Below are 24,598 nucleotides of genomic sequence, written 5' to 3'. Positions count from 1 at the left end.
ACTGGCGGACGGTGGATCTAGAACGCTGACGACGGAAGACGTTCCAGCGCGAACGACGTGATGGCGATCAACGCGTTCTTCGCCGAATCACGTTGCCGTGCATCGACATTGATGATGGGTACGTTGGGGGACACCGACAGTGCCTCGCGCAGCTCGTCGATGCTGTACTTCGGGGAGTCGTCGAACTCGTTGACGGCGATCAGGAACGGCAGGCTGCGGGCCTCGAAGAAGTCGACGGCCGCGAAGCTGTCCTCGAGCCTGCGGGTGTCGACGAGCACCACGGCGCCGATCGCACCATGGACCAGGTCGTCCCACATGAACCAGAACCGCCGCTGCCCCGGAGTGCCGAACAGGTACAGCACCAGGTCGTCTGCGATCGTGATCCGGCCGAAATCCATGGCGACCGTGGTGGTCTCCTTGCCGGGGATCGCCTCGAGGTCGTCGTGGCCCTGCGAGGCGTTCGTGACGAGTGCCTCGGTGCGCAACGGCACGATCTCCGACACGGCGCCGACGAACGTGGTCTTGCCGACGCCGAATCCGCCGGCAATCACGATCTTCGTCGAAGACACCGTGGGGCCGGAGTCAGAGTGCGCGTAAGCCACTGAGGGTCCTTTCGATCAGTAGGCGCCGTTCTGCAACGGTCGAGCGGTCGGTCAGGGTGGCGTGAACACGAAGGTGGCCGCTGTCCACCAGGTCGCTCACCAGCACCCGGGTCACGCCGATGGGCAGACCGGCGTACGCCGAGATCTCCGCGATCGACGGCCGGCTGTCACACAGCCGGACGATGACGGCGGGGATGTCGCCCGGCGCGCAGTCGAGTTCACCGGCTGACAGCAGGGCCTCCACCGGAGCTTCGATCGGTACCTCGACCCGGGCCCGGGTTCGTCCGCCGGTCAGGGTGTACGGGCGCGCACGACTGGCGGCCCGTTTCTGCTCGGGTCTGTCCATGCTCAGGGTCATCGAGCTCCACGCGTGCCGCGCGGCGTCGCCTCGACGGTCTTGCCGACCCGGTCGACCAGCAACGCCATTTCGTACCCGACCTGTCCGATGTCGCACGAGATCGAGGCCAGGGTGGCCAGATACGAACCGTTGCCGACGCCCATCAAAAGCAGGAAACCGTCGTCCATCTCGACGATCGACTGGCGTACGTTGCCGGCCTCGAAGAGCCGGGCGGCGCCGGTGGACAAGCTCGCCAGACCGGAGGTGACCGCGGCCAGTTGCTCGGCCCGATCGGACGGAAGGTGCGAGTTCGAGGCCATCAGCAGACCGTCGGCCGACACCAGAATCGCGTGGGACACACCCGGCACGTCGCGGACGAAGTTGGACACGAACCAGTCGAGGGTGCCGGAGGTCCCGGACGGTGTTGCAGCAGACCCCGCGGACCGTTCATGTGGTTGCGTGCCGGTGTTCATCGATCTCCTTCGATTCGGCTGTGTGCTGCATCGGTTTCGGCTCGGCCCCTGCGTACGCCGGCCAGCTGGCGGCTCAGGATGTCGCGGATGGCGGCGGGATCGTTGGCGCCGTCGGCTCTGGCCTGGGTGTCCGATCTTGCCTCATCCGGCACCAGACGCGCGCCACGTTCGCGAATCGGCAGCCCGGATGCGGTGTGCCGCTTGGGTTCCTGGTCCGCGGCTTTCGCCGCGGCTTCCCAGCTGGCGTCGGCGGAGCTGGCCCAGACCCGGCTGCGCGATTCCGGCGTGGTCGGATCCATCAGCCACTCGGAGGCCATCCGCTCGAAGATCGGCGCGCTCTCCAAACTCTCCGCCTCGATGCGCCGTGGCTCGGATTCGGTGCTCGGCTCGGGTTCCTGGCTCTGCGGCGTGGAGGTGTCCGGTTCGCCCGAACCGGCATTGCCCGAGGTGAAGTAGGAGAGCGGGTTTCCGCGTTGCGGGCGTTCGGGCTCTTCGGGGGCCGGGGCGGTCAGCCCGTTCACCGGCGCCGGGATACCGGTCACACCGCTGGCACCTGGCGACCGTTTCGGCAGCCCGCTGGCGGTCGACCGGGCCGCAGCCTCCGGTCCGCGTTCGGGCTGCGCCGGCGGCGCGCCGGGCGAGCCGTTGGTCGCGGCCAGTGCCCCGATGCCGGCGCTGGTGTGCGGACCCCGCCCGTCGGGAGCAGTCCGTGGCGAGGGTTCGGTGAACGAGCCGTTGCGCAGATCGTCCAGGGTTTCGCCAACGCCGAGGGGCGTGACCAGCGTGCCCGGCAGGTGCACGCTCGCCGTCACGCCAGGCCGGTCGGTCAGTGCCGAGGTGGTCCGCAGCCGCACCGTGGCCTCATGTCGTCGGGCCAGTCGGCCGACCACGAAAAGACCCATTCGCTTCGCGGTTTCGGATGTGACCTCGCCACCGAGCGCGAGCCGCTCGTTCGCGGCGGTCAAGTCGTCCTTGGACATGCCCAGTCCACGGTCGGCCACCTCGACCAGCAGGCCGGCGTCGACCGCGCGCCCGACCGTCACGATCACCGGCGAGTCCGGCGGCGAGTACCGCAGGGCGTTGTCGAGCAGCTCGGCGATCAGGTGGCCGATGTCGCTTGCGGCGGAGCCGGCGATCGAGACGTCGGCCATGTGCCCGACCTGCACTCGTCGGTACTCCTCGACCTCGGACATCGCGGCGCGCAGCATGTCGGGCAGTGCGACGGGGGCCGCGGCACGGTGGCGTTCCACGGTGTCGGCGAGGACCAGCAGGTTGTCGCCGTTGCGGCGCATGCGCGTCGCGAGGTGATCGAGTCGGAAGAGGTGATCGAGACGGACCGGATCTTCTTCGTCGAGCTCGAGGGTCTCGATGAGGGCCAATTGCTCTTCGACCAGTGACCGGCTTCGGCGCGACAGGGTCTCGAACATGTCGCCGATCTGCAGGCGGACCCCGTGCTCGCTGGCGAGGCGGACGGCTTGGGAGTGGATGTCGTCGATCGCGCGGGCGAGCTGACCCACTTCTTCGTTGGTCCGGAACGGCAGCGTCTGGATCTCCGGCATGCCGCCGCCCTTGCTGAGGCGTTCGATCTCCTCAGGTAGCTCGACCTGCGCGACCTGCAGCGCTCCCTGGCGCAGCCGGCCGATCGACCGGATCAACGAGCGGCCGACCGCCAGGGCGAAGACGAGGGCGGCAAGCACGGCGCCGAGGATGATCGCGGTGTCACGCAGGGCGTCCGAACGCAAGATGTTGGCGCGGTGGTGCAGCGTGCCGTCGAGGTCGGCGGACAGGCGTTGCGTCATCGCGCGGTACTGGTCGACGCTGGCCCGCATCGCCTCGGTGAAGGCCGGTGTGCGCACGTTGTCGGTGGACGGCTGCGTGTAGGTGCCGCGACGAACGTCGGATTCCTTGGACAACGCCGCGGTTTCATCCGTGGGCGTCAGCCGGCTGAGCCGGTCGATGGCTGCTGCTTCTGCGCCTGCCGCGTCCGCCACCTTGGTGCGCAGGTCGTCGGAATCGGCGAAATCGGGGCTGGCGATCAGCACCCGCTGCGTCGTCAGCGCGCGTTGCGCCGTGAGCGCGTCCACGAGTTGGTCGGCGAGCGGCCGCACGACGCGGTCGTCGACGGTTCCGGTGGTCGTCGCGATCGCGGAGACCACGCCGGATGCCACGTTGGCCGCACGGTCGGCGATCACCCGCTGGGGGAGCGGTCCGGATTTGATGTCGTCGCGCAGGGTCTTGGCGGTCGAGGTCGCGGCCGTCAGCTGTGCGGCGGCGGTGGGATCGAACTCGGCGGACGTGATCAGGGTGTCGAGGGCCTTGGCGCTCTCGTCGAACTGTGTCAGCGGTTCCTCGAGCGGAGCGCCCGAGGCTGCGGCGTAGGCCAGTCCGTCGAGCCGGTCGACCAGCTCGACGGCAGGCACGACGACCACCGAGTTGTCGGATGCCACGTTCAGCCGCGACGCGGCCGACAGCTCGCTGTAGATACGGACAGCGCCGAACGTCGCCGCGAGCAGGATCGGCAACACCAGGGTCGCCGCAACCTTCCATCGCAGCGGCCAGCTCTCGATCGATGTGCGAGACGCCCGAGTCACGGTCGGACGCGCATGTTCTCCGACGCTCGGATCATGTGCATCCACAGCCGTACCACCCTTCACCGAGCTAATTGACGTTCCAGCAGGGGAGCTCGGCCACGGGACAGGTTAAAGGATAGGTAACGATTGTGCATCGACGGGGCTAACGGCGGCGCGTTCGCTGGCGCGCTTCCTTATTTTATGGGCCGCCCCTACGTGCGAGTTTCTTGCGAATGTAAGAAAGTGGGCCGATTCCTGTCAGTGTCGGCGACGGCCGGCTGTGGCGAGGAGCGGAATCCGGTAGCTGGAACCTTCGGGGGCGACCATGAAAACCCCGAAATAGCCGAACCGCGTCGGTCAGTCTGAGACTCGCAGGGTCCGGCCGGGCGATCCCCGGGGCGCGGCGTCCTCGGCACTTGTCGGATGGCTGTATATACGGCAAACCACAGGCCGGTTACCGGCCGGTCGCCGCGCAGCTTCGGCGGAGCGCCCGGGTGATCTTCACCGCTTCGTCGAGATCCGGAAATGACTGGCCCGGTTCGAGTTTGCCCCGTTCCCCGGTACCGGGAGTATCGGGATTGACGGATTCCGTTGTGTTGGAGGATGATTCGTGATCAGAACCCCGCGGAGGGTATGGCTGGCCCGGTGCGGGGGCCGCCAGGTGCCCTCCGGGCGGGCCGGGCCACCTTCCCGCGGCCTCGCAAGGATGCGCAGGTCATCGCGGCGGCAGCCCCTGCTTCGACTTGCCGGAGCAGCCACAGCAAATAATGTCAAATTCAGGAATGTGAATTACGTCTCTGTTCAAGCTCTTTGGATGTGTAAAAGACGTTTAAGAGGGATCCTTAAGGTGTCCACGGCCAACTCGATGCACCGTCTCAGCTTGGCCGAGCACGCTTGGCACTGAAGAGAAGTGCCGTGAAGCTCCGCTGGAGGTCATTGAACATGGCGATTAAGGCTGCCGGCTCGACTGTCATCGAGCTGGCGACGCATCCGCTTTGGTGTTCGTCGCAGCGGTACGCCCGTGAGCTCGCCGCGGCCAAACGCAGGCATCCGTCGTCCTACCGGTTCGACGACGAAGGTGAGGAGCCGGATCCGGAGTCCCAGCGCCTGGCGCAGTCGGGGCTTCGGACCAACGCGCTGGTGACCCCGCTGGCCTGCGCCCGCGTTCTCACGTTGAACGCTGCCCGCGCCGAGGTCATCGGCGACTGACGTCAGGGAAGTTCCGCGCCGGGTCTACAGCGTTCGCAACGCTCCGCCGTCCACCGCGATCGTGCAGCCGGTGAGGTAGGACGCCGCGGGCGATGCCACGAATGCGGCGGTTCGGCCGAACTCGGCCGGATCGCCGATCCGCCCGAGCGGGATGTTGCCGAGTTCTCGGGCGCCTGCACCGGCGCCGCGTGCGGTGTCGAACAGGCCTGGCAGCAGGCTCACCACCCGGATGCCGCGCGGCCCCAGCTCGTCGGCGATGTCCTTGGCCGCCATCGCGAGGCCCGGCCGCAGCCCGTTGGAGATCCCGAGCCCGGTCAGCGGGGATTTCACCGACGTCGACAGGACCAGGACGATCGCACCGCCGTCCGGCATTTCCGGGACCGCGGCGCGGATCAGCCGGAGCGCCCCGAGAAACACTGACCGGAAAGAACTTTCCCAATCTTCATCGGTGGCGGCCAGTGCGGTCGACGGTGGCGGGCCGCCCACGCTGATCACCAGCCCGTCGAGCCGGACCCACCGCGCGACGGTCGATGCGACGAGGTGTCCGGCCGCCGCGGGGTCCCCGTTGTCGGCGGCCACGCCCTCGACCGCGCCGTGCCAGTCCGCATCGAGTCGGTGCACCGCGGCGGCGACCTTGGTTTCCGAGCGCGACGCCACGGTCACGACGGCGCCCTCGCGAAGGAGTTCGCGTGCCGAGGCGAAGCCAAGGCCTTCGTTGCCGCCGGTCACCACGAATGCCTTGCCGGACAATCCGAGATCCACGGGCTCAAGCCTAGATCTGGCGACGCGGGCACGGCCGGGCACCGTGGCCGAACCGTGATGAACGCTTGACCGAATTGTCTACGTGTGCCTACACATTCGGGCAGGTCACGGCCAATACGATGACATCGTTCAAGATCATGGGGGCATCGCAGAGAGATCGGTTTGATGCGCGCGGTAGTACAGGGTGTTCTCGTTCTGGTCGTGGTCGTCATGACCTATTTCTCTGGAGGTACGAACAGCGTCGACACGGCGGCGGTGAGCCTGCCGTTGACCTCGACCATCGAATCGATCGCACCGGCCCAGGGCGCCGTTGTCGGCGTCGGTCATCCCGTGGTGGTGACGTTCAAGAACGCGATCACCAATCGGTCGTCGGTGGAACGTGCCCTCGGGCTGAAGACGACACCGGCGCGTACCGGCACCTACGAGTGGCTCGACGCCAACGTCGTGTCCTGGACCCCGGCGCAGTTCTGGCCCGCACACAGCACGGTGATGCTGTCGGTCGGTGGGATGCGGACGGAATTCCAAACCGGCCCAGCGGTTATCGGTGTCGCCGACATCTCCGATCACACCTTCACCGTGACCATCGACGGGATCGGTGAGGACCCGCCGATCGCCCTGCCGGCACCGCACCACCTGCCGCACGCCGGCGAACCCGGGGTGCTGCTGGCCTCTCTGGGGCGGCCGGAATACCCGACCCCGGTCGGCACCTACACGGTGCTCGGGAAAGACCGCACGGTGAAGATGGATTCGAGCAGTGTCGGCATCCCCGTCGATGCGCCGGACGGCTACCTCCTCGACGTGGATTACGCGGTCCGCTTCACCCACCGGGGTCTGTTCGTGCATTCCGCGCCGTGGGCCGTGCCGTCGATGGGGCTGGACAACACCAGCCACGGTTGCATCAGCCTGATCCCGGCGGCCGCCGAATGGTACTTCAACACCGTCAACATCGGCGATCCGGTGATCGTGCAGGAGTAGCGAATCCCGGTGTGGGACAGTTCAAGGCCAGCCCACACACCTGCAGGCACTCACCTGAAGACACCTGAAGACACGGAAAAGGCGCCTGGCTCACGAGCCAGGCGCCTTTTATGGTGCGGAGAGGAACTACTCGGCGGGGCCGGGCAGCGTGGGCGTTCCGGCGACGGGTCCGCCGCCGGGCGAAACGGTCGGTACACCCTTGCCGGACGGTGCGCCTGCCGCGACGGCCACCGGAGCGGCGGGTACCGGCGCCGCTGCGGGCACGACGGGAGCGGCGGCCGGGACGACCGGCACCGGCGGCGGCGCCAGCGGTACCGGCGGAACTCCCACCGGCGGAGGCACCACGGGAACCGGAGGCGGCGCCAGGGGCACCGGGGGCACGGCTGCGGGTGCCGCTGCGGGCACGACCCCCGCGGCTTCCACGGCGGCAGCTGCGCACACGGGCGCGCCCGGTGCACCGGCGGCGCCGGCGGCGGCATCGACGCACTTGTACCCGCCGGTCTTGAGTTGCAGGGCTGCCGCGGCATGCGGACTGAGCGCCAGCGCGGCCGCTGCTGCGGTCATGCACAATCCAGTGCTGACAACAGTTTTGACCGTGAAGTGAGCAAAGGTGGCCATCCCCGATCAGCTCCTTTGATTCGTGTGGAAATTACATCGATGAAAATTGTGACGAGCTGAACCGTAGAACTGTCTGAAATCGGTGTCTACACAAGTTCTCAGATGGTTGCGGGGTTGAAATGCGAGCGAGCCACAGTCGTGACCGCATCGTTTCCCACCGGCGGTGTGCGTCGTGATAGTGCGGAGCGGGGCAACGGCGCAACTGCGCGGAAGGGCGCAATTTTCGCAAACGTCATTGACCGAGCTGCATCCGGATCCCTTTTGCCACAAGCTGTTCGAAGCTGTAGCTGAACTCGCCGCGCCGTCCGACGGACAGTACGTAGCGATCCTGGCCTTCCGTCAATGGCACCGTGAAGGTGAAGGTGCAGGTGGCGGGGCTGCCCTTGCCGGTCCCCAGCGTGGTGGTGGCGAGCATCTCGCCTTTGCCGTTCTTGACCGTGACGATCGTGCCGGGATTGACATCGGAGTAGCCGTTCGCGCCTTGGCATGTTTCGCCATCAGAGACGATGCCTTCCGCGCCCGCATTGTCAGAGAGCACAAAAGTGCCTGTGACCGTGGTCTTTTCGAGCACATGGAAGCCTTGCGAGAAATTGGGGCAGAACGTGTCGACAGCGATCTTGTCGGCCAACAGGCCCTGTTGCGCTCCGCCGTCCTCCAGTTGACGGCACACCTGCCGTCCGTGTGCGATTGCGTTGGCGTCGGAATTGAACTGATCGCTGACCCCGGCATCCTTCAGGGCGGCAAGGTATCCGGCTTCCGGCGGGGGTGGCGTCCTTCGGCCTGCCACCAGCAGGACCCACACCACCGCGGCGGTCATCACGATGATGGCTGCCGCCGCGGTGGTTCCCAGCCAGGTCGAGCGGATGCCTGACGTCTTCAACTCGAGATAGTCGGGCAGCATCCGGCCGCCGACAGGGTCGGTCGACGTGGTCCTGCCGTCGCGCACTCGATTCGTCGGGTGTCCGGTGACGAAGTAGCGGCCTTCGTGGCGGGCGGTCGGGTCCGGCCTCCACCCGGTCGGCGCGGACCCGTGGAGCTGTCCGCACCGGCTGCAGGTGTCGGTTTCATCGAGCGGGGATCCGCAATACGGGCAGGTCATCACTACCTGTTATATGCCGGTCGGTTCGCCCGCACAGCGGGCCGCCCATATTGGCGTAGTGCGGTCCTCGCGGCTGCTCGTGGGTTCGGCCAGGGACACCCCGCCCTGAGGATGCTGAGCAGTTGCACGACCCCCGACGCGACCGGGCAGGAATCGGCCATTACGGTGCTAGGCATGACTCGGGTGACGGTGATCACAGGCGGCGCGGGTGGCATGGGATTGGCGACGGCCAAGGTCGTCGGCCGCGACCAGGCGGTCGTGCTGTGCGACGTACGGCAGGACCGCCTCGACGACGCGGCCACCGCCCTGGGTGACCTGGGTATCCCGGCCACGATCGTCAATGCCGACGTGACCGATCGGGATGCCGTTGATCGGTTGTTCGAGACCGCAGCCGGGGTCGGGACGGTCAGCGCCGTCGTTCACGCGGCAGGCGTCAGCCCCAGCATGGGTGACGCCGAGTACGTGATGAGAACCAACGCATTGGGCACGCTGCATGTCAACGAATCCTTTTTCGCGTCCGCGGCCGAGGGCGCGGCGATCGTCAACGTGGCGTCGATGGCGGCACACCTGCTGCCCGAGGAAGTGATTCCTGCGCAGCACTTCCCGCTGGCGCTACAGGATCAGGACCGGTTCGTCACCGAGATGCTGGCTGCCTGCAACATGGCGCCGGAGGACATGAGGTCGGGTTTCTCGTACGCCATCAGCAAGGCGTTCGTGAAGTGGTACAGCTCGTCGCAGGCCGAGCGGTACAACGGCCGCGGCATCCGCATCGTCTCGGTCTCCCCGGGCTCCATCGACACCGAGATGGGCCGGCTCGAGGAGCAGGCCGGCGCGGGTGCGATGGTGGCGGACGCCGCTGTGCCGCGGTGGGGCAAGCCGGAGGAGATGGCGGACCTGCTGGCCTACTGCGTCAGTGATCGGGCCGGTTACCTCACCGGTACGGACATCCTCAACGACGGCGGCGTCGTCGCGTCGATGCGGGAACGCGCCCGCGTGGCCGCTGCAGGCGGTTAGTCAGCCGAACCCGACGACGGGCGGGAAAGCAACGCTCAGCCAACGGAACCGGGCGCCCGCCCAGGTGATGCCTGCCCGTTCGGCGGCCGAAACTCGGCGAACTCGTAGGTGATGGAGTCGGCCGGCTGGACGGCCATGGCATCATCGATGACGGGGTGGGGACGGCGGGCCGGGTGGCCCGGCCGTTCAGGGTCACAGGGCGGTTTCCGAAACGCCGGTCAGGGCGCTGGCCCTGGCCTTCTTGGAGACCTTCTCGCGGTCAGCGTGTTCCACCGGAGCACCGCTACCGGCGGATGCGGAGTCGACAACTCAGCGTGGAGTTGAGATCCCTTGTGGTGGGTACTCGTCGACCGTCACGGTTTCGTACAGGAGATTGCCATTTGATTCGTAAAGTGATGCAGGTCAACAGGAAAGACGACGGTGCCAGCATGGGCCGTCGTGCCGCGTTCAAGCTCTCACTGCTCATCACGGCGGGCTTGTCGGTGGCCAGGGCGCCGGGGGCGCAGGCGAAGGTCGACGGCCACGGGTCCCGCTGGTCACCCGAGCGGGCGCACCGCTGGTACGCCGCACAGGGTTGGCTGGTCGGTGCCAACTTCATCCCGTCCAACGCGGGCAATCAGCTGGAGATGTTCCAGTCGGAAACCTATGACCCGCAGCGGATCGACAACGAGTTGCGCATCGCCCGGCTGGCCGGATTCAACACGGTGCGGGTGTTCTTGCATGATCAGCTGTGGGCCCAGGGCCACGCGGGTTTTCAGAACCGCTTGGCTCAATTCGTTTCCCTGGCATCCAGTCACGGCATCAAACCGCTGTTCGTGCTGTTCGATTCCTGCTGGGATCCGTTTCCCCGGTTGGGACGCCAGCGGCGGCCACGTCCCGGGATCCACAATTCGGTATGGGTGCAGAGCCCGGGCGCTGAGCACCTCGACGATCGCCGGTACCGACGCATGTTGCGTGAGTACGTGGTCGGGGTGATCAGCCAGTTCCGCCATGATGACCGCGTATTGGGGTGGGATCTGTGGAACGAACCCGACAATCCCTCAGCCACCTACCGCGAGGTGGAACGGCAGGACAAGATCAGCCTGATCGAGGAACTGCTGCCGCAGGTTTTCGCCTGGGCCCGGTCTGTGGACCCCGTGCAGCCCTTGACCAGCGGCGTGTGGGACGGACCGTGGGCCGACCCGGCCAAGCGCAGCCGGATGGCGACGCTGCAGCTCGACCTCTCGGATGTGGTGACCTTTCACAGCTACGACCATCCTGCGGGATTCGAGGCCAGGATCGGAGAGCTGGCCCCCATGGGACGTCCGATCATGTGCACCGAATACCTGGCGCGAGGTGAGGGCAGCACGGTGGAGGGGGTGTTGCCGATTGCCAAACGGCACAACGTCGGCGCCTACAGCTGGGGCCTGGTGGCCGGCAAGACGCAGACTTACCTACCGTGGGATTCCTGGGACCATCCCTACAAGTCGCCCCCCAAGGAGTGGTTCCACGACCTGTTCCATGCGGATGGGCGACCGTATCGGGACGGTGAGATCCGCGTGATCCGGGAGCTGACCGGACGTCCGTATCCCTGACCTTGGCGGGCTAGCGACCGCCCATGCGACTGACATCGGTGATCGCGGCGACGAACTGCTCGGGCGCCTCCTGGGGCACGTTGTGTCCGATGCCGTTGAGGATGCGGTGTTCGTAGGGTCCGGTGTAGAGCGCGCGGTATCCGGCGCCGTCCTTGGCCGCACCGTCGAAGTCGGACCCGATCGTGATGGTCGGGACGGTGACGGGCGGCTTTCCGGCCAGCCGTGCCTCGTCGGCATCGAAGCGGGCCTCACCGGGGGCCAGGCTGAGCCGCCACCGGTAGTTGTGCACGACGATGTCGACGTGGTCGGGGTTGTCGAACGCCGCGGCGGACAGGTCGTAGGTGGCGTCGTCGAAGTGCCACAGCGGTGAGGCCTTGGTCCAGATCAGCCGGTTGAATTCCTTGGTGTTCTGGCGGTAGCCGAGTTCGCCGCGCGGGGTGGCGAAGTAGTACTGGTACCACCAACCCAATTCGGCCTCCGGCGCGAGCGGCTTCAGGTTGGCTGCCAGGTTCACGGTGATGTAGCCGCTGACCGCGACCAGTCCCGCGCAGCGCTGCGGCCACAGGGCGGCGACGTTGTTGGCGGTGCGTCCACCCCAGTCGTATCCGCCGAGCACGGCCTCGCGGATGTTCAAAGCGTCCATCAGTGCGATGACGTCGGCAGCCAGTGCGGCCTGCTGCCCGTTGCGCACGGCGCCTGCCGAGCGGAACCGGGTGGAGCCGAAGCCGCGCAGGTAGGGCACGATGACGCGGAAGCCCCGCTCTGCCAGCAGCGCCGAGGCGTCGGCGTAGCTGTGGATGTCGTAGGGCCAGCCGTGCAGCAGGATCACGGGCTGTCCATTCGCGGGACCGGCTTCGGTGTAGCCGACGTTGAGTTCTCCGGCGTCGATCTGCTTGACCGGGCTCATGGGGTGCGACGGCTTCGATGGGGCCCCGGTCGGCGGCCCCGGCGACGGCGCGGGTGAGGTGCCGCAGGCCGCCAGGGTCGCCGCGCCGGCAGCGGCCGCCGTGAGGAAGCCGAAGTTCCTTCTGCTCAAACCATTCACCGTCGCTGCTCCTTCTCGCGGACTCGTGGAATCCATCTCACCCGCTCGACAGCATCAAGTCCAACGATTGAATGTGATGGAACCGATCACCCAAATAGATAAGCTGTCGCGGTGGAGTTACGACAGATCGAACACTTCATCGCGGTGGCCGGCGAGATGAGTTTCACCCGGGCTGCCGAGCGGGCGCATGTTGTGCAATCGGCGTTGTCGACGTCGATCGCGAAGCTGGAGCGCGAGCTCGGGGTGGAGTTGTTCGACCGGTCGCGGCAGCGGATCAGCCTGACCGCGGCGGGGGAGGCGTTCCGGACGCATGCCTACGAGGTGCTGCACGCGGCCCGCGCGGCGGCCGAGTCGGCGGCACAGTTCCGTGGATCGCTCATGGGCACGGTCGAGTTCGGCTCGCTGATCTCGTACGGGCCGGTCGATGTCGCCGGTGCCCTCGGTGACTTTCACCGTGCGCACCCGTCCGTGCGGCTGCGGTTGAGGCTGAGCCAGTCCGGCGCGTCGGCGTATCTGGCCGCGCTGCTGGAGGGCTCGCTGGATCTGGCCCTGGTATCGCTGCCCAACCGGTTCCCGGCACAGCTCGACATGAAGCTGCTGTTCGAGGAGCCGATGGTGTTCGTCTGCCGCGGGGACCATGCCCTGGCCCGCCGTCGCCGCCTCGATCTCGCGGACCTGGCCGACGAGGATCTCGTCGGCTTCCCGCCCGAATTCGGGTTGCGCCGCCTGATGGACGAGGCGTTTCACCATGCCGGTGTGCAATCGCGCACGCAGTACGAAGTTCCGGCCGGGTTCGCCGCGATCGCCGAACTGGTCGGCAACGGACTGGGCACCGCCTTCATGCCGGCATCCGAGGCGCGCCGTTTCGGCGACCTGCGGACCGTCGTGTTGCGTGACCCGCCGACATGGCAGGTGTACCTCGCCGCGCCGCCGGCCGAGCGGATGACGCCGGCGGCCGCGCGGCTGGCCGAAACCCTGCTCGACGCCGCGGCTTCGGCGAGCGGTCAGCGAGCCAATGGACTTCCGAGCGGTCAGCGAGCCAATGGACTTCCGAGCGGTTAGCGAGCCAATGGACTGTAGAACACCAGTCCGTTGCCCTTGTTGTCGTAGACCACGGCCCGGCGCTCGTGGGCATCGTCGTAGGGGTGCTTGATGATGCCGCCGCCGCTCTCCTCGATGGCCTTGGCTGCGCCGTCCACATCGGCGGTCTTGATCCCGACGACGACCTGACCGGGGATGGGGTGGTCCACCGACGTGGCCAGCGCGAGCGTGAGCGATCCACCGTCGAGCGCGGCGAAGTGGGCGCCATCGCGGAACTTCAGTGGCATTCCCAAGGTCTCGGTGTAGAAGCGGATCGACTCATCCAGATCGTCGGTCGAGAGGATGATCATCCGTACGTCGTGGTCGCTCATCGGTGCCCTCCTATGGCTGAACGCATTCAGGTTAGGGCGTGCCCGGGTGCGCTCATAGGGTCCTTGGTCCATCTGGGCCCCGGGATCCTCGCCAGTTCGGCGCAGTGCTCTACATATATAGAGACTTTGTGGAGTAGGTTGTCCGGAATCGAACCGAACCGCAGGAGAGCTCGCCGACGATGACATTGCAATTCGATCTGTCGCCCCGACGGGTGATGATCACCGGCGCCGGACAGGGTGTCGGCCGCGGCCTGGCCGATGCGTTCGCCGCGGCCGGTGCCACCGTGCTGGTCAACGACCTCCGCACGGAACGGGCCGAGGCCGTCGCCGCGGAGCTGCGGGACGCGGGCGGTGCCGCGCTGGCAGTCGCGTTCGATGTCACCGACTACCGGGCCGCCTCGGAGGCGATCGCCGGCGCCGGGCCCATCGATGTTCTGGTGAACAACGCGGGCAACGCCGGGGCAGAGGGCTTCGCCGCCCGGATGCCGTTCGCGGAATCCACTCCCGCGGATTGGGATCCGTTTCTCCAAGTGAATCTGTACGGGGTACTGCACTGCACGCGCGCGGTGCTGCCGACGATGGTGGAACGGCAGTGGGGCCGGGTGGTGACGATCGTGTCGGACGCCGGACGAACCGGGGACGCGAGCGGCGCGGTGTACGCGGCCGCGAAGGCCGGTGCTGCGGGGCTGACCCGGTCGATTGCGCTGGAGAACGGTCGCTACGGCATCACCGCCAACAACATCGCGTTGGGCACCATGCGGACACCGCTCACCGAACCGTTGTGGGCCGAGATGGCCGACTCTCCGCAGGCCAAGGCGATCCTGTCGCGTTACCCGATCCGCAGGCCCGGCCTGCCCGAGGACGTGGCGTATCTGGCGGTGCTGCTGGCCAGTGACCACGGATCCTGGATCACCGGCCAGACCCTACCGGTCAACGGCGGTTACTCCTTCGCGATGTGAGGCCGCCGGGGCCGCCGCGACGATCGCGGTGATGATGTCGTGGAGCTGTTCGTCGGAGTCGATGGTGCGGTCGCCGCGGGCCAGTGCCAGCATCAAACCGCTGATGAAAGTCAGTAGTACGTAAGCTTTTTCGTCGATCAGCTCAGGGTCGGCATCGGTCGGGCAGAGGCCCACCACAACGTTGCGGTGCAGTTCGAAGAACCGCTGCTGATTGTGGCTGAACGCGGCGGCCAGTCCGGCATCGCGGCTCGACGGCATGACCAGCTCGTAGCGGGCCTTGCTGCGGACCAGGCGCGCCCCGGTACCCGACCGGATCACCAGCCGGGCCAGGCCGCGCACGTCGCCAGGGGCACCCGAGCCGGTGGCGGCGGTCAGATCGGCCAGGTCGAGATCGGCGATGCGGTCGGCGGCCGCCCGGATCAACGCCGAACTGGTGCGGAAGTAGAACGATGTGGTCCCCTCCGGGACGCCGGCCTTGCGGTCGACCTTCAGATGGGTGACCCCTTTGATCCCCTCGCGCGCCAGCAGAGCTATTGCCGCGTCGCATAATTCGCGCCGGCGTTGTTCGGGGTTCTGTTTGCCTCCCACGTGCGACCTAACGGCGCGCCGGCACGGGGACGTGTTCGGGCCGCACCCCGGTGCCCACCAGGTACGCCGGTATCGCGCTGAGTTGGGGGAGCCGGCGCATGACGCCCACGAGTGCGCCCGGCGGGGTGATCTCGGCACCGGCCATCACCGGCTCCATCACCTGACGGTGCAGGATCCGTTGGAGGCCTTGGGTAATCGCCGTCGGCAGAGTGCGTTGACGCTGCACGGCGGCCAGGTCGGATTCGGTGACCCGGTGCTCGCGCAGCGGCTGGTAGAGCAGACGGGCCGCCGCGGCGGCGTCCTGGATCGCGACATTGATCCCCACCCCGCCCACCGGTGACATGGCATGTGCCGCATCGCCTATGCACAGCAGACCGTCGCGGTGCCACCGCGGCAGGCGGTTGAGCTGGACATCCAGATGCTTGACGTCGTCCCAGGAGGTGAGGACGCCCGTATCGGCCTCGGGGATCAGCTCGGCCAGCTCGGCACGGAACGCGTCCAGGCCGCGGGCCCGCAGCCCGGCGTCGCTGCCCTTCGGGATCAGATAGGCGACCTGGAAGTAACCGGTGCGGGGAATCATGATCAGCGCGCGGCCGGGTCCGGTGCGCGGGATCAGGGAGTACTGGCCGTCCTCGTTGCGCGGCAGCCGGAACCACCACACGTCGAAGGGCACCGGATAGTCCCGTGTCGTCAGCCCGGCCTCTTGCCGCACCACCGAGGTGCGCCCATCGCAGGCCACGGTGAGCTCGGCGCGCAGTTCACCGTCCCCCTCGGGGCCGGTGTAGCGGACCCCGGTGATCCGATCACCGTCGCGCAGCAACCCGGTCACCTCGGTCCGCATGCGCAGGGTGAAATTGGGTTCGCTGCGGCCCGCATCGGCCAGCAGGTCGAGGAAGTCCCACTGCGGCACCATCGCCACGTACCGGTGACGCTGCCGCAGCCGACGGAAGTCGACGAAGGTAGCCGGGTTCCCGTCGACCGGGAACTCGGCCTTCTCCACCTTGCTGTAGCCGATCTTGCTGAACTCGGCGAACAGCCCGAGCTCGTCGAGCATGCCCATGGTGCTCGGATGCACTGTGTCACCGCGGAAATCGCGCAGGAAGTCGGCGTGCTTCTCCATGACGGTGACCGCCACCCCACACCGGGCCAGGATCAGCCCGAGCATCATCCCGGCGGGGCCGCCGCCGACGATCGCGCAGGTGGCGTCAGGCACGGGCGAGTCCGTTCAGCGCTTCGGGCAGGGATTCGGTGTGCAGCACGCCGAGGCGCTGCGTGGCGCGGGTGAGGGCGACGTACAACTCGGCGGCGCCGCGGTCACCGTCGGCCAGGATGTGTGCGGGTTCGACGACGAGCACCGCGTCGAACTCAAGGCCTTTGGTTTCCGACGGGGCCACCGCGCCGGGTACTTCAGGTGGGCCGATGACCACGCAGGTGCCTTCGCGAGTGGCTTCGTCGCGCACGAATTCCTCAACTGCAGAGGGGATTTCCTCCGCGGTCAACTGCCTCGCCCAGGGCTGGACACCACAGGCCCGCACCGATTCGGGCGGCTGGACCCCGGGTGCGAACTCGGCCAGCAGCGCGCCGGCCACGGCCATGATCTCGGCAGGGGTGCGGTAGTTCACCGACAGCGTCCGGTAGATCCACCGGCCAGGTACATACGGCTCGAGCATGCCGCCCCAGGACCGGGCCCCGGCCGCCGAGCGGCGCTGCGCCAGATCGCCGACCACCGTGAAGGACCGGCGTGGGCAGCGACGCATCAGCACCCGCCAGTCCATCTCGGACAGTTCCTGGGCTTCGTCGACCACAACATGACCGTAGGTCCAATCCCGGTCGGCCGCAGCGCGTTCGGCCAGTTCACGGGTGTCGCGTTCGAGGAACCGGTCGGCCAGGTCCTCGGCGTCGATGAGGTCGCTGGCCAGCAGGTGGTCCTCGTCGTCCATCAGATCCTCGCGGGCGATCATCAGGTCGAGCACTCCCGCGGCGTAGGCGGCCTCCTCCCGTCGTTCGCGTTCCGCGGCTTCCTCGCCCGCCTTGTCCCGGCCCAGCAGATCGACCAGCTCGTCGAGTAACGGCACGTCCGAGACCGTCCAGGCGTCGCCGTCGGCCCGGAAGAACCGGGGGTCGGCGCCGACGGCATTCAGCCGGTCGGGCGAGGAGTAGAGCGTGGCAAGCAGGGATTCCGGGGTCAGGATCGGCCAGAGTGCGTCAAGGGCCGCGGCGAACGCGGCGTTCTCGTCGAGTTCGCCGACCACGCTGGCCCGCAGTTCCTCCCATGCCGCCTTGTCGGCACGGCTGAGCCAGCCCTTGCCGATGCGGGCGACGGCGCGTTCGGTGAGGACGTAGGTGACGATGTCGCGGAACGTCGCTCGTGCCTCGTTGTGCGGGAGTCCGGTCTCGCGGGCCTCCTCGATGGCCCACTGCGCGGTCTCGGCGTCGATGCGGACGGTGACGTCGGGCAGTTCGATGTAGATCGGTTCGTCCGGGACCTCCTGGCGGTTGGCCACCGCGGCGGCCAACACGTCGAGCATCGTCAGCGAGCCCTTGATCTCGGCCACTTCGGGTGCGTCCTCGGCGGTGACGTGCAGGCCGGGCACCAGGTCGCCGGGTGTCATGAACACCGCGTCGGACTCGCCCAGCGAGGGCAGCACCCGGCCGATGTGGTGCAGGAACGCCTCATTGGGACCGACGACGAGAACGCCGTGGCGCTCGATGCGCTCGCGATGGGTGTAGAGCAGATAGGCCACCCGATGCAGCGCCACCACGGTCTTGCCGGTGCCCGGGCCGCCCTCGACCACGAGCACCCCGGTGTGCTCGTTGCGGATCACCTCGTCCTGCTCGGCCTGGATCGTCGCGACGATGTCGCGCATGCCCTCGCCGCGCGGTGCGTTCACCGCGGCCAGCAGCGCGGCGTCCTCGTCACCTCCGTCGCCCTCGGTCGGCCGGCCCAGCACCTCGTCGGTGAAATCGAGCACCCGACGTCCCAGGGTGCGGAACTGGCGGCGACGGCGCATGTTCTCGGGGTTGGCCCCGGTCGCGGTGTAGAACGGCCGCGCCATCGGTGCCCGCCAGTCCAGCAGCAACGGTTCGTAGTCGTCCTCCCGGTCGAAGAGGCCCAGGCGCCCGACGTAGAGATGTTCTCCGGCAACGGTTTCCAGCCGCCCGAAGCACAGTCCGTTGTCGGCTACGTCGAGTCGGTTGGCTTCTTTGGCCAGGGCCCGCACCTCGGCGTCGCGTTCCACCGCGGAACCGCCGTGTTCGCGCAGCGCGGTGCGGTACCGGTCACGCACCCGGATGCGCTCGGCGTCCAGGCGGGAGTAGAGCCCGTCGACATAGGTCTGTTCGGCCTGTACTTCGACATCGTGATCGTCAGCTGGCACGTGCTCTCTGTTCCTCCATGGTTAGGTCCGGCCAGCGATTGTGCGCCATCACCGGGGCCTTGCCGCAAGGCCCCGGGGTCGCGATAAAATTGGGGTCAGCAACCGCTCATCCCATCCGGCCCACATCGACGATACGCAACACCGCGGCACCTTCCTCGTCGCTGGCGGCCAGGTCGACTTCCACGTCGAAGCCCCAATCGTGATCTCCGGCAGGATCTTCGAGGATCTGTCGAATCCGCCACACCTGCGGCTGCCGGTCGAAGATCAGCAACGCCGGGCCACGGGCGTCGGGTCCGGTGCCCACCTCCGCGTGCTCGTCGAAGTACGCCTCGCCCACGTCGGCCCACCGCTCGGCCGTCCAGCCGGATGCGGCATCGAGTGCGCCGAGCTCGTCCCAGCGGCCCCGGGCGAACAACTCCACCCGCCGGAACAACGCGTTGCGCACCATCGCGGTGAATGCCCGCTCGTTGCCGGTCAGCGGGCGCGGCCGGGCCGGCACGGCCACCGGAACATCGTGGGGCTGGTCGGGGCTGGTCAGCTGCTCCCACTCGTCGAGCAGGCTGGAATCGACCTGGCGCACCAACTCGCCGAGCCATTCGACGATGTCCGAAAGCTGCTCGGTGCGGGCGGCCGTGGGCACACCCGAGCGCAGCGCCTTGAACGCGTCGGACAGGTAACGCAGCACGGCGCCCTCGGAGCGCGTCAGCCCGTAGAGGCTGATGTACTCGCGGAACGTCAGGGCACGCTCCCACATCTCGCGCACCACGGATTTGGGCGACAGGTGCCCGTCGGCCGCCCACGGGTTGCTCTGGCGGTACACCTCGTAGGTGTGCTCCAGCAGTTCCTGCAATGGCTTGGGGTAGGTGACCTCGTCGAGCAGCTCGATGCGTTCGTCGTACTCGATCCCGTCGGCCTTCATCTGGGCAACCGCCTCGCCCCTGGCCTTGTTCAGCTGGGCGGCCAGGATCTGGCGGGGATCTTCTAGGGTCGCTTCGATCACCGAAACCACGTCCAGCGCATAGGTTTCCGCTTCGGGGTCCAAGACGTCGACGGCGGCGAGCGCGAAGGTGGACAGCGGTTGGTTCAGTGCGAAATCGGGCGGCAGGTCGACGGTGAGCCGGTAGCGGCGCCCATCGGGTTCGGGCGTGTCCAGCCGCTCGATGACTCCGGCCTGCAGCAGCGAGCGGGCGATGCCGACCGCCTCGCGGATGTGCTTGAGCTGACGCTTGCGGGGTTCGTGGTTGTCGGTGAGCAGTCGTCGCATCGCCACGAACGGGTCGCCCGGACGGTCGACCACGTCCAGGATCATCGCCGTTGAGACGCGCATGTTGCTGGTCAACGCTTCGGGCGCGGCGTCGATCAACCGGTTCATGGTGTTCTCGCCCCACGGCACCATGCCTTCTGGTGCCTTGCGCCGCACCAGCTTTCGGCGCTTCTTCGGGTCGTCGGCAACCTTGGCGAACTGCTTGAGGTTCTCCACCTCGTGGTCGGGTGCCTGCACCACGACGGTGCCGGCGGTGTCGTATCCGGCGCGCCCGGCCCGCCCGGCGATCTGATGGAACTCGCGGGCGTTGAGCAACCGCATCCGGGTGCCGTCGTACTTGGACAGGGCGGAGAACACGACGGTGCGGATCGGCACGTTGATCCCGACGCCGAGGGTGTCGGTGCCACAGATCACCTTGAGCAGTCCGGCCTGGGCCAGCTGTTCCACCAGCCGGCGGTACTTGGGGAGCATGCCCGCGTGATGGACGCCGATGCCGTGGCGCACCAGCCGGGACAGCGTGGTGCCGAACGTGGTGGAGAACCGGAAGCCGCCGATCATGTCGGCGATCGCCACCTTCTCCTCTTTGGTGCAGACGTTGACGCTCATCAGGGCCTGCGCGCGTTCCAGCGCCGAGGCCTGGGTGAAGTGCACGACGTAGATCGGCGCCTGTCTGGTGTCGAGCAGATCGGCGATGGTCTCGTGCATCGGCGTGGTGGCGTACGAGAAGAACAGCGGCACCGGCCTTTCCGCCCCCGCGACCCATGCTGTCTCCCGCCCGGTGCGCCGGGTCAGGTCCTCGCGCAGGAACGTCACGTCGCCCAGCGTCGCCGACATCAGCAGGAACTGCGCCTTGGGCAGTTCGAGCAGCGGCACCTGCCACGCCCAGCCGCGGTCCGGGTCGCCGTAGAAATGGAACTCGTCCATCACCACCAGGCCGATGTCCGCGTCGGCACCTTCCCGGAGCGCGAGATTGGCCAGGATCTCGGCGGTGCAGGCGATGATCGGCGCGTCGGCATTCACCGATGCGTCCCCGGTCAGCATGCCGACGTTGTCGGCCCCGAACACGTCGCACAGCGCGAAGAACTTCTCACTGACCAATGCCTTGATCGGGGCGGTGTAGAAACTGACGCGGTCCGCGGCGAGCGCCGCATAGATCGCCCCGGTGGCCACCAGGGACTTGCCCGAGCCGGTCGGCGTCGCGAGGATCACGTTCGCTCCGCTGACCAGTTCGATCAGCGCCTCCTCCTGCGCGGGGTAGAGCGTGGTGCCGTTGGCCTCGGCCCAGCCGGCGAAGTCGGTGAACAGCGTGTCGGCGTCACCGCCCTTGGCGCGCAGCGCCGACAGGTCGTTCGGATCGTCGAACAGGGGAGTGGTCATATTGATGACCAGCGTGCCAGTTCGCCCCTGCCGACGATCGTCCCGGTCGACCGCGGTTACCCGAACTGTCCCGGCTGGTAGTCGCCTGCGGGCATCTGAACGATCACGTTCAGGCGGTTGACGGTGTTCATGAAGGCGATCAGGCACACCAGCGCCGCCAGCTGATCCTCGTCGTAGTGCTTGGCCGCGTTGGCCCACACCTCGTCGCTGACCCCGCCCGCCGCATCGGCGATCCGGGTGCCCTGCTCGGCAAGTTCCAGGGCCGCGCGTTCGGCCTCGGTGAACACCGTTGCCTCCCGCCATGCGGCCACCAGGTGGAGGCGCTGCTGGGTCTCCCCTGCGGCAGCGGCGTCCTTGGTGTGCATGTCGGTGCAGAAACCACAGCCATTGATCTGGCTGGCGCGCAGCGCCACCAATTGCTGGGTTGTCTCGGGGAGCGCGGAGTCCGTGATCACCTTGCCCGCGGCCGTGACGTACTTCAGCATCTTGGTGGCGGTCCGGTTCTCGAACAGATTCAAACGAGCATCCATGGTGCACTCCTGTGTCGTTGGTGATTACCCCCTCGAGACACCGCGCACCGACGAAATGTGACATGCGGCGATAATCATCGGGTGCCGATGCCGTCCACTGTCGAGTTCGTTCTGCTGGCGGTCGTCGTCGTGCTGTTCGCGGCGTTTGTGACGTTCCTGGTGCTGTTCATCGTGAGCCGGCGGCAGCTGACGAGTGCGCGACGCGAGATCGAGCGCATGAAGCTCGAGGACGAGGACCGCAAGCGCAAGCGTCGCCGTGGTGTCGCGCCGTTGGCCATCAAGACGGTGTTCCAGACCGCGGACATGCTGATCAACAAGGGGCTTGGTGCGACGGTTCGCAACTCGATCGAGGATCTGGCCGGATGGGCACAGGTGGAGCGCCCGGATCTGGCCCGGCTGACCGCCGACGGGCGGGTCGTCATCGTCTTCTCCGACATCGAGGGCTCGACCGAGTACAACGCCGCGATGGGCGACCGGGCCTGGGTGAAGCTGCTGGAGAAGCACAACAAGCTGGTCCAGGCGCGGGTCGACAAACACGGAGGTCACGTCGTCAAGACCCAGGGCGACGGATTCATGATCGCCTTCGCCGACCCGGAGAACGCGGTGCGGTTTGCCACCGACGTGCAGGGCGCACTCGCGGAGAGCCCACAGCGGTGGCAGGCGATCCGGGTACGGATCGGTGTGCACATGGGTACGTCTGTGCGCCGGGGCGACGACCTGTTCGGGCTGGACGTCGCGATGGCGGCGCGGGTGGCCGGACAGGCCGACGGCGGCGAGATCCTGGTCAGCGAGCCGGTCGGGGAGGCGGTCCGGCATCTCGACGACATCGTCCTTGGTGCGGCCCGCGAAGTGGAGTTGAAGGGCCTGCCCGGGACGCACCGGCTCTATCCGGTCCTCAGCGTCGAGCAGCGGGCGCTGGAGGCGGCGGCTGGACGTGACGCGTGACCCATTGCGCGGCCAGCTTGATCAGTCCCGATTTCGGATAGGTGATGTGCGCGTTCCAGTCCTGGCCGAGCGAACAGATGGGGTCGTTCGTGTTGCACAGGTCCGCTGTCCTGGCGCCGAAGTCCGGGCTCATCCGGGTCAGCGGCTGACCCAGGCGCGCCGAGGGGTTCCCGAAGACCACGACCGAGGCGACGCGGGGGACGACCGCGGCCGGTAGCGGTGCCGAATAGCCGAGGCCGCCGACGGGTGAGGTGGCCACCACGTCGACCACGGCCGCGCCCTGCGAATAACCGCCCATCACGATCTTGGTCTTGGGGCACCGCGCGGCGGTGGCCTGGATGCGCTTGCTCATGTCGGTGGCCCCGGCAGCGGCCTTCCAGAAGTCCCACGATGCCGGGTACTGCACCGCGTAGGTGCCGATCGTCGAGCCCTTGACCATGGGTTTCAGCGTGTCGACGAAGGCCTTGCCGACATTGCCGATGCCGGCGGGTTCGTCTGTGCCGCGGGCGAAGACGACTTCGATGTCGGGACAGTCGGGCGCCGCCGAGGCTGAGGGAATCGCGATGGGCGTCGCCATCGTGCCCAGCGCGGCTGCCGCAGTCACTGCTGCGATGCCCGCGAGGGCCGATACCTTACGGACACCCACAAACCACTTCTACCACTGTTGTCACAGCAATGCCCAGGCATACCAGGCGCGGGTAACGGGTATCACGTATCAGTGACCAGCCCTGTTCTCGACGAACTCCTGCATATCGAACGTGCCGGGTGGGATTCGTTGTGCGAGTCGACCGGCGCGGATTTCTACGGCGAGCTGATGCTGCCCGAGGCCGTCATGGTGCTCGCCAACGGCATGGTGATGGACCGCAACACCGTCGTCAGCGCGCTGGCGCAATCCCCGCCGTGGCGCGCGTACGAGATCAGCGGTGTGCGGCTCATCGTCCTCGACGACGACAACGCCGCTCTGGTCTACACCGGGACGGCCTACCGCGACGAGGAAGAACCCGCGTTCGTCGGCGCCATGTCGAGCGTCTACAACCGGGTCGACGGAGTGTGGAAGCTCGCGCTGTATCAGCAGACCCGCAAGCCCGACCACTGAACGACCTGACCCGCCGGTCTCTCCGCCCGGGTCCCGCATATGGTCGAGCGGTGACGATCGCCTATGACGAAGCCCTGCGGGAACGTGTCGGGAAGCATCTGGCGGGGCACGAACGTCGCGCCGTGACCGACCCGACGAAGCGGCACGCGGCAGTCGCGGTGGTCCTGGTCGACTCCGAGCTCGGTGAGGACCGGGTGGATCCGGCTCCGGTCGACGAGTGGATCGGCGGCCGGCCGATGCCGGAACCCGGGCTCGACGGCCGGATGGTCGACGTGTCCGGCGGCGCGGCTTTTCTGTTGTGCCGTAGGACGTCTCGACTCTCTTCGCACGCCGCGCAGTGGGCATTGCCCGGTGGGCGGCTGGATCCCGGGGAAACGGCGGTCGAGGCCGCGCTGCGGGAGCTGGACGAGGAGGTCGGGGTCGGCCTGCCCGAATCTTCGGTGCTGGGCCTGCTCGACGACTATCCGACCCGCTCGGGATATGTCATCACCCCGGTGGTGATCTGGGGCGGCGGACGGCTGGATCTGCGCCCGTCGCCCGACGAGGTGGTGGCGGCGTATCGGGTGGGGCTGCACCAACTGCAGCGCGAGGATTCACCGCGGTTCATCACGATTCCGGAGAGCCCGCGCCCGGTGGTGCAGATTCCGCTGGGCAACGACCTGATCCACGCGCCGACCGGTGCGGTGCTGCTGCAGTTGCGGTGGCTGGCCCTGGAGGGACGCACCGATCCGGTCGACGAACTCGAACAGCCGGTCTTCGCCTGGAAGTGATC

At 67.6% G+C, this 24,598-nt stretch carries 24 protein-coding genes; 9 read left to right on the top strand and 15 right to left on the bottom strand.

Annotated features, from left to right (window positions below):
• Positions 1-17: 17 nt before the first annotated feature.
• From G6N57_RS05685 to G6N57_RS05670, 4 genes are read right to left on the bottom strand one after another with little or no spacing between them, the layout of a single operon-like run.
• Positions 18-602, bottom strand: coding sequence for a GTP-binding protein (locus G6N57_RS05685; RefSeq protein WP_077739652.1), 585 nt, complete (start codon positions 600-602; stop codon positions 18-20).
• The gene (locus G6N57_RS05680) at positions 583-960 is read right to left on the bottom strand and encodes a DUF742 domain-containing protein (protein ID WP_097926176.1); all 378 of its coding nucleotides are present in this window, start codon (positions 958-960) and stop codon (positions 583-585) included. Before G6N57_RS05680 ends, G6N57_RS05685 begins: the two co-directional genes overlap by 20 nt.
• Positions 957-1,412: a roadblock/LC7 domain-containing protein gene (locus G6N57_RS05675; RefSeq protein ID WP_234815739.1), complete on the bottom strand. Its 456-nt coding sequence runs from the start codon at positions 1,410-1,412 to the stop codon at positions 957-959. The genes G6N57_RS05680 and G6N57_RS05675 overlap by 4 nt, the downstream gene beginning before the upstream one ends.
• Positions 1,409-4,003, bottom strand: a complete 2,595-nt coding sequence (locus tag G6N57_RS05670; protein WP_133118342.1) for an ATP-binding protein — start codon at positions 4,001-4,003, stop codon at positions 1,409-1,411. The genes G6N57_RS05675 and G6N57_RS05670 overlap by 4 nt, the downstream gene beginning before the upstream one ends.
• Positions 4,004-4,924: 921 nt before the next feature.
• Between G6N57_RS05670 and G6N57_RS05665 the strand changes: the two genes are divergently transcribed.
• Positions 4,925-5,191: a hypothetical protein gene (locus G6N57_RS05665; RefSeq protein ID WP_077739650.1), complete on the top strand. Its 267-nt coding sequence runs from the start codon at positions 4,925-4,927 to the stop codon at positions 5,189-5,191.
• 24 nt (positions 5,192-5,215) lie between these two features.
• Here G6N57_RS05665 and G6N57_RS05660 read toward each other — a convergent pair whose 3' ends face one another.
• Positions 5,216-5,953, bottom strand: a complete 738-nt coding sequence (locus tag G6N57_RS05660; protein ID WP_077739649.1) for an SDR family oxidoreductase — start codon at positions 5,951-5,953, stop codon at positions 5,216-5,218.
• Positions 5,954-6,118: 165 nt separating this feature from the next.
• Between G6N57_RS05660 and G6N57_RS05655 the strand changes: the two genes are divergently transcribed.
• The gene (locus G6N57_RS05655; protein WP_077739648.1) at positions 6,119-6,928 is read left to right on the top strand and encodes a L,D-transpeptidase; all 810 of its coding nucleotides are present in this window, start codon (positions 6,119-6,121) and stop codon (positions 6,926-6,928) included.
• Between the two features lie 126 nt (positions 6,929-7,054).
• On the opposite strand, the gene G6N57_RS05650 is transcribed toward G6N57_RS05655, so the two are convergent.
• Both G6N57_RS05650 and G6N57_RS05645 read right to left on the bottom strand, forming a co-directional pair.
• Complete coding sequence (locus tag G6N57_RS05650) at positions 7,055-7,492, bottom strand: hypothetical protein (RefSeq protein WP_163646608.1); 438 nt, start codon at positions 7,490-7,492, stop codon at positions 7,055-7,057.
• 286 nt (positions 7,493-7,778) lie between these two features.
• Positions 7,779-8,645: a DUF732 domain-containing protein gene (locus tag G6N57_RS05645; RefSeq protein ID WP_077739647.1), complete on the bottom strand. Its 867-nt coding sequence runs from the start codon at positions 8,643-8,645 to the stop codon at positions 7,779-7,781.
• Positions 8,646-8,819: 174 nt separating this feature from the next.
• On the opposite strand from G6N57_RS05645, the gene G6N57_RS05640 reads away from it, so the two are divergent.
• Entirely contained in the window at positions 8,820-9,659 is an 840-nt protein-coding gene (locus tag G6N57_RS05640) for an SDR family oxidoreductase (protein ID WP_077739646.1), read from the top strand.
• Between the two features lie 428 nt (positions 9,660-10,087).
• Positions 10,088-11,233 carry a glycoside hydrolase 5 family protein gene (locus G6N57_RS05630; protein WP_077741782.1) on the top strand — a complete coding sequence of 382 codons (1,146 nt, stop codon included), beginning with the start codon at positions 10,088-10,090 and terminating at the stop codon, positions 11,231-11,233.
• A gap of 10 nt (positions 11,234-11,243) precedes the next feature.
• Here the strand turns inward: G6N57_RS05630 and G6N57_RS05625 are convergent, their stop codons facing one another.
• Positions 11,244-12,314: an alpha/beta fold hydrolase gene (locus G6N57_RS05625; protein ID WP_077739645.1), complete on the bottom strand. Its 1,071-nt coding sequence runs from the start codon at positions 12,312-12,314 to the stop codon at positions 11,244-11,246.
• Between the two features lie 75 nt (positions 12,315-12,389).
• On the opposite strand from G6N57_RS05625, the gene G6N57_RS05620 reads away from it, so the two are divergent.
• Entirely contained in the window at positions 12,390-13,340 is a 951-nt protein-coding gene (locus G6N57_RS05620) for a LysR family transcriptional regulator (protein WP_077739644.1), read from the top strand.
• On the opposite strand, the gene G6N57_RS05615 is transcribed toward G6N57_RS05620, so the two are convergent.
• Positions 13,337-13,690, bottom strand: a complete 354-nt coding sequence (locus tag G6N57_RS05615; RefSeq protein ID WP_036443520.1) for a VOC family protein — start codon at positions 13,688-13,690, stop codon at positions 13,337-13,339. The genes G6N57_RS05620 and G6N57_RS05615 overlap by 4 nt on opposite strands.
• Positions 13,691-13,869: 179 nt before the next feature.
• On the opposite strand from G6N57_RS05615, the gene G6N57_RS05610 reads away from it, so the two are divergent.
• Entirely contained in the window at positions 13,870-14,649 is a 780-nt protein-coding gene (locus tag G6N57_RS05610) for an SDR family NAD(P)-dependent oxidoreductase (protein ID WP_077739643.1), read from the top strand.
• Here G6N57_RS05610 and G6N57_RS05605 read toward each other — a convergent pair.
• From G6N57_RS05605 to G6N57_RS05585, 5 genes are all read right to left on the bottom strand, one after another.
• A complete protein-coding gene (locus G6N57_RS05605; protein WP_077739642.1) occupies positions 14,614-15,237 on the bottom strand; it encodes a TetR/AcrR family transcriptional regulator in 624 nt (207 codons plus the stop codon). The genes G6N57_RS05610 and G6N57_RS05605 overlap by 36 nt on opposite strands.
• A 7-nt stretch (positions 15,238-15,244) precedes the next feature.
• Positions 15,245-16,405 (bottom strand): FAD-dependent oxidoreductase, encoded by a 1,161-nt coding sequence (locus G6N57_RS05600; RefSeq protein ID WP_234815741.1) that lies wholly within the window; start codon positions 16,403-16,405, stop codon positions 15,245-15,247.
• Positions 16,406-16,442: 37 nt separating this feature from the next.
• On the bottom strand, positions 16,443-18,614 hold the full coding sequence (helR, locus tag G6N57_RS05595) for an RNA polymerase recycling motor ATPase HelR (RefSeq protein WP_077739640.1): 2,172 nt from the start codon (positions 18,612-18,614) through the stop codon (positions 16,443-16,445).
• Positions 18,615-18,720: 106 nt separating this feature from the next.
• Positions 18,721-21,255 carry a DEAD/DEAH box helicase gene (locus G6N57_RS05590; RefSeq protein WP_077739639.1) on the bottom strand — a complete coding sequence of 845 codons (2,535 nt, stop codon included), beginning with the start codon at positions 21,253-21,255 and terminating at the stop codon, positions 18,721-18,723.
• Positions 21,256-21,311: 56 nt separating this feature from the next.
• Positions 21,312-21,785 carry a carboxymuconolactone decarboxylase family protein gene (locus G6N57_RS05585; RefSeq protein ID WP_077739638.1) on the bottom strand — a complete coding sequence of 158 codons (474 nt, stop codon included), beginning with the start codon at positions 21,783-21,785 and terminating at the stop codon, positions 21,312-21,314.
• Between the two features lie 87 nt (positions 21,786-21,872).
• Here G6N57_RS05585 and G6N57_RS05580 point away from each other — a divergent pair, with 87 nt between their 5' ends.
• Positions 21,873-22,730 carry an adenylate/guanylate cyclase domain-containing protein gene (locus G6N57_RS05580; protein WP_174814546.1) on the top strand — a complete coding sequence of 286 codons (858 nt, stop codon included), beginning with the start codon at positions 21,873-21,875 and terminating at the stop codon, positions 22,728-22,730.
• Here the strand turns inward: G6N57_RS05580 and G6N57_RS05575 are convergent.
• The gene (locus G6N57_RS05575) at positions 22,681-23,307 is read right to left on the bottom strand and encodes a cutinase family protein (protein ID WP_097926182.1); all 627 of its coding nucleotides are present in this window, start codon (positions 23,305-23,307) and stop codon (positions 22,681-22,683) included. The two genes, G6N57_RS05580 and G6N57_RS05575, sit on opposite strands and share 50 nt — an antisense overlap.
• A 141-nt stretch (positions 23,308-23,448) precedes the next feature.
• Here G6N57_RS05575 and G6N57_RS05570 point away from each other — a divergent pair, with 141 nt between their 5' ends.
• Both G6N57_RS05570 and G6N57_RS05565 read left to right on the top strand, forming a co-directional pair.
• Positions 23,449-23,826 (top strand): nuclear transport factor 2 family protein, encoded by a 378-nt coding sequence (locus G6N57_RS05570; protein WP_077739636.1) that lies wholly within the window; start codon positions 23,449-23,451, stop codon positions 23,824-23,826.
• Between the two features lie 50 nt (positions 23,827-23,876).
• Positions 23,877-24,596: an NUDIX hydrolase gene (locus G6N57_RS05565; protein ID WP_077739635.1), complete on the top strand. Its 720-nt coding sequence runs from the start codon at positions 23,877-23,879 to the stop codon at positions 24,594-24,596.
• Positions 24,597-24,598: the final 2 nt, after the last annotated feature.

It is taken from the genome of Mycolicibacterium boenickei, assembly GCF_010731295.1.
Taxonomy (GTDB): Bacteria; Actinomycetota; Actinomycetes; order Mycobacteriales; family Mycobacteriaceae; genus Mycobacterium; species Mycobacterium boenickei.
Note: the sequence above shows the minus strand (reverse complement) of the source record. Positions and strands in the feature narration are given on the sequence as shown.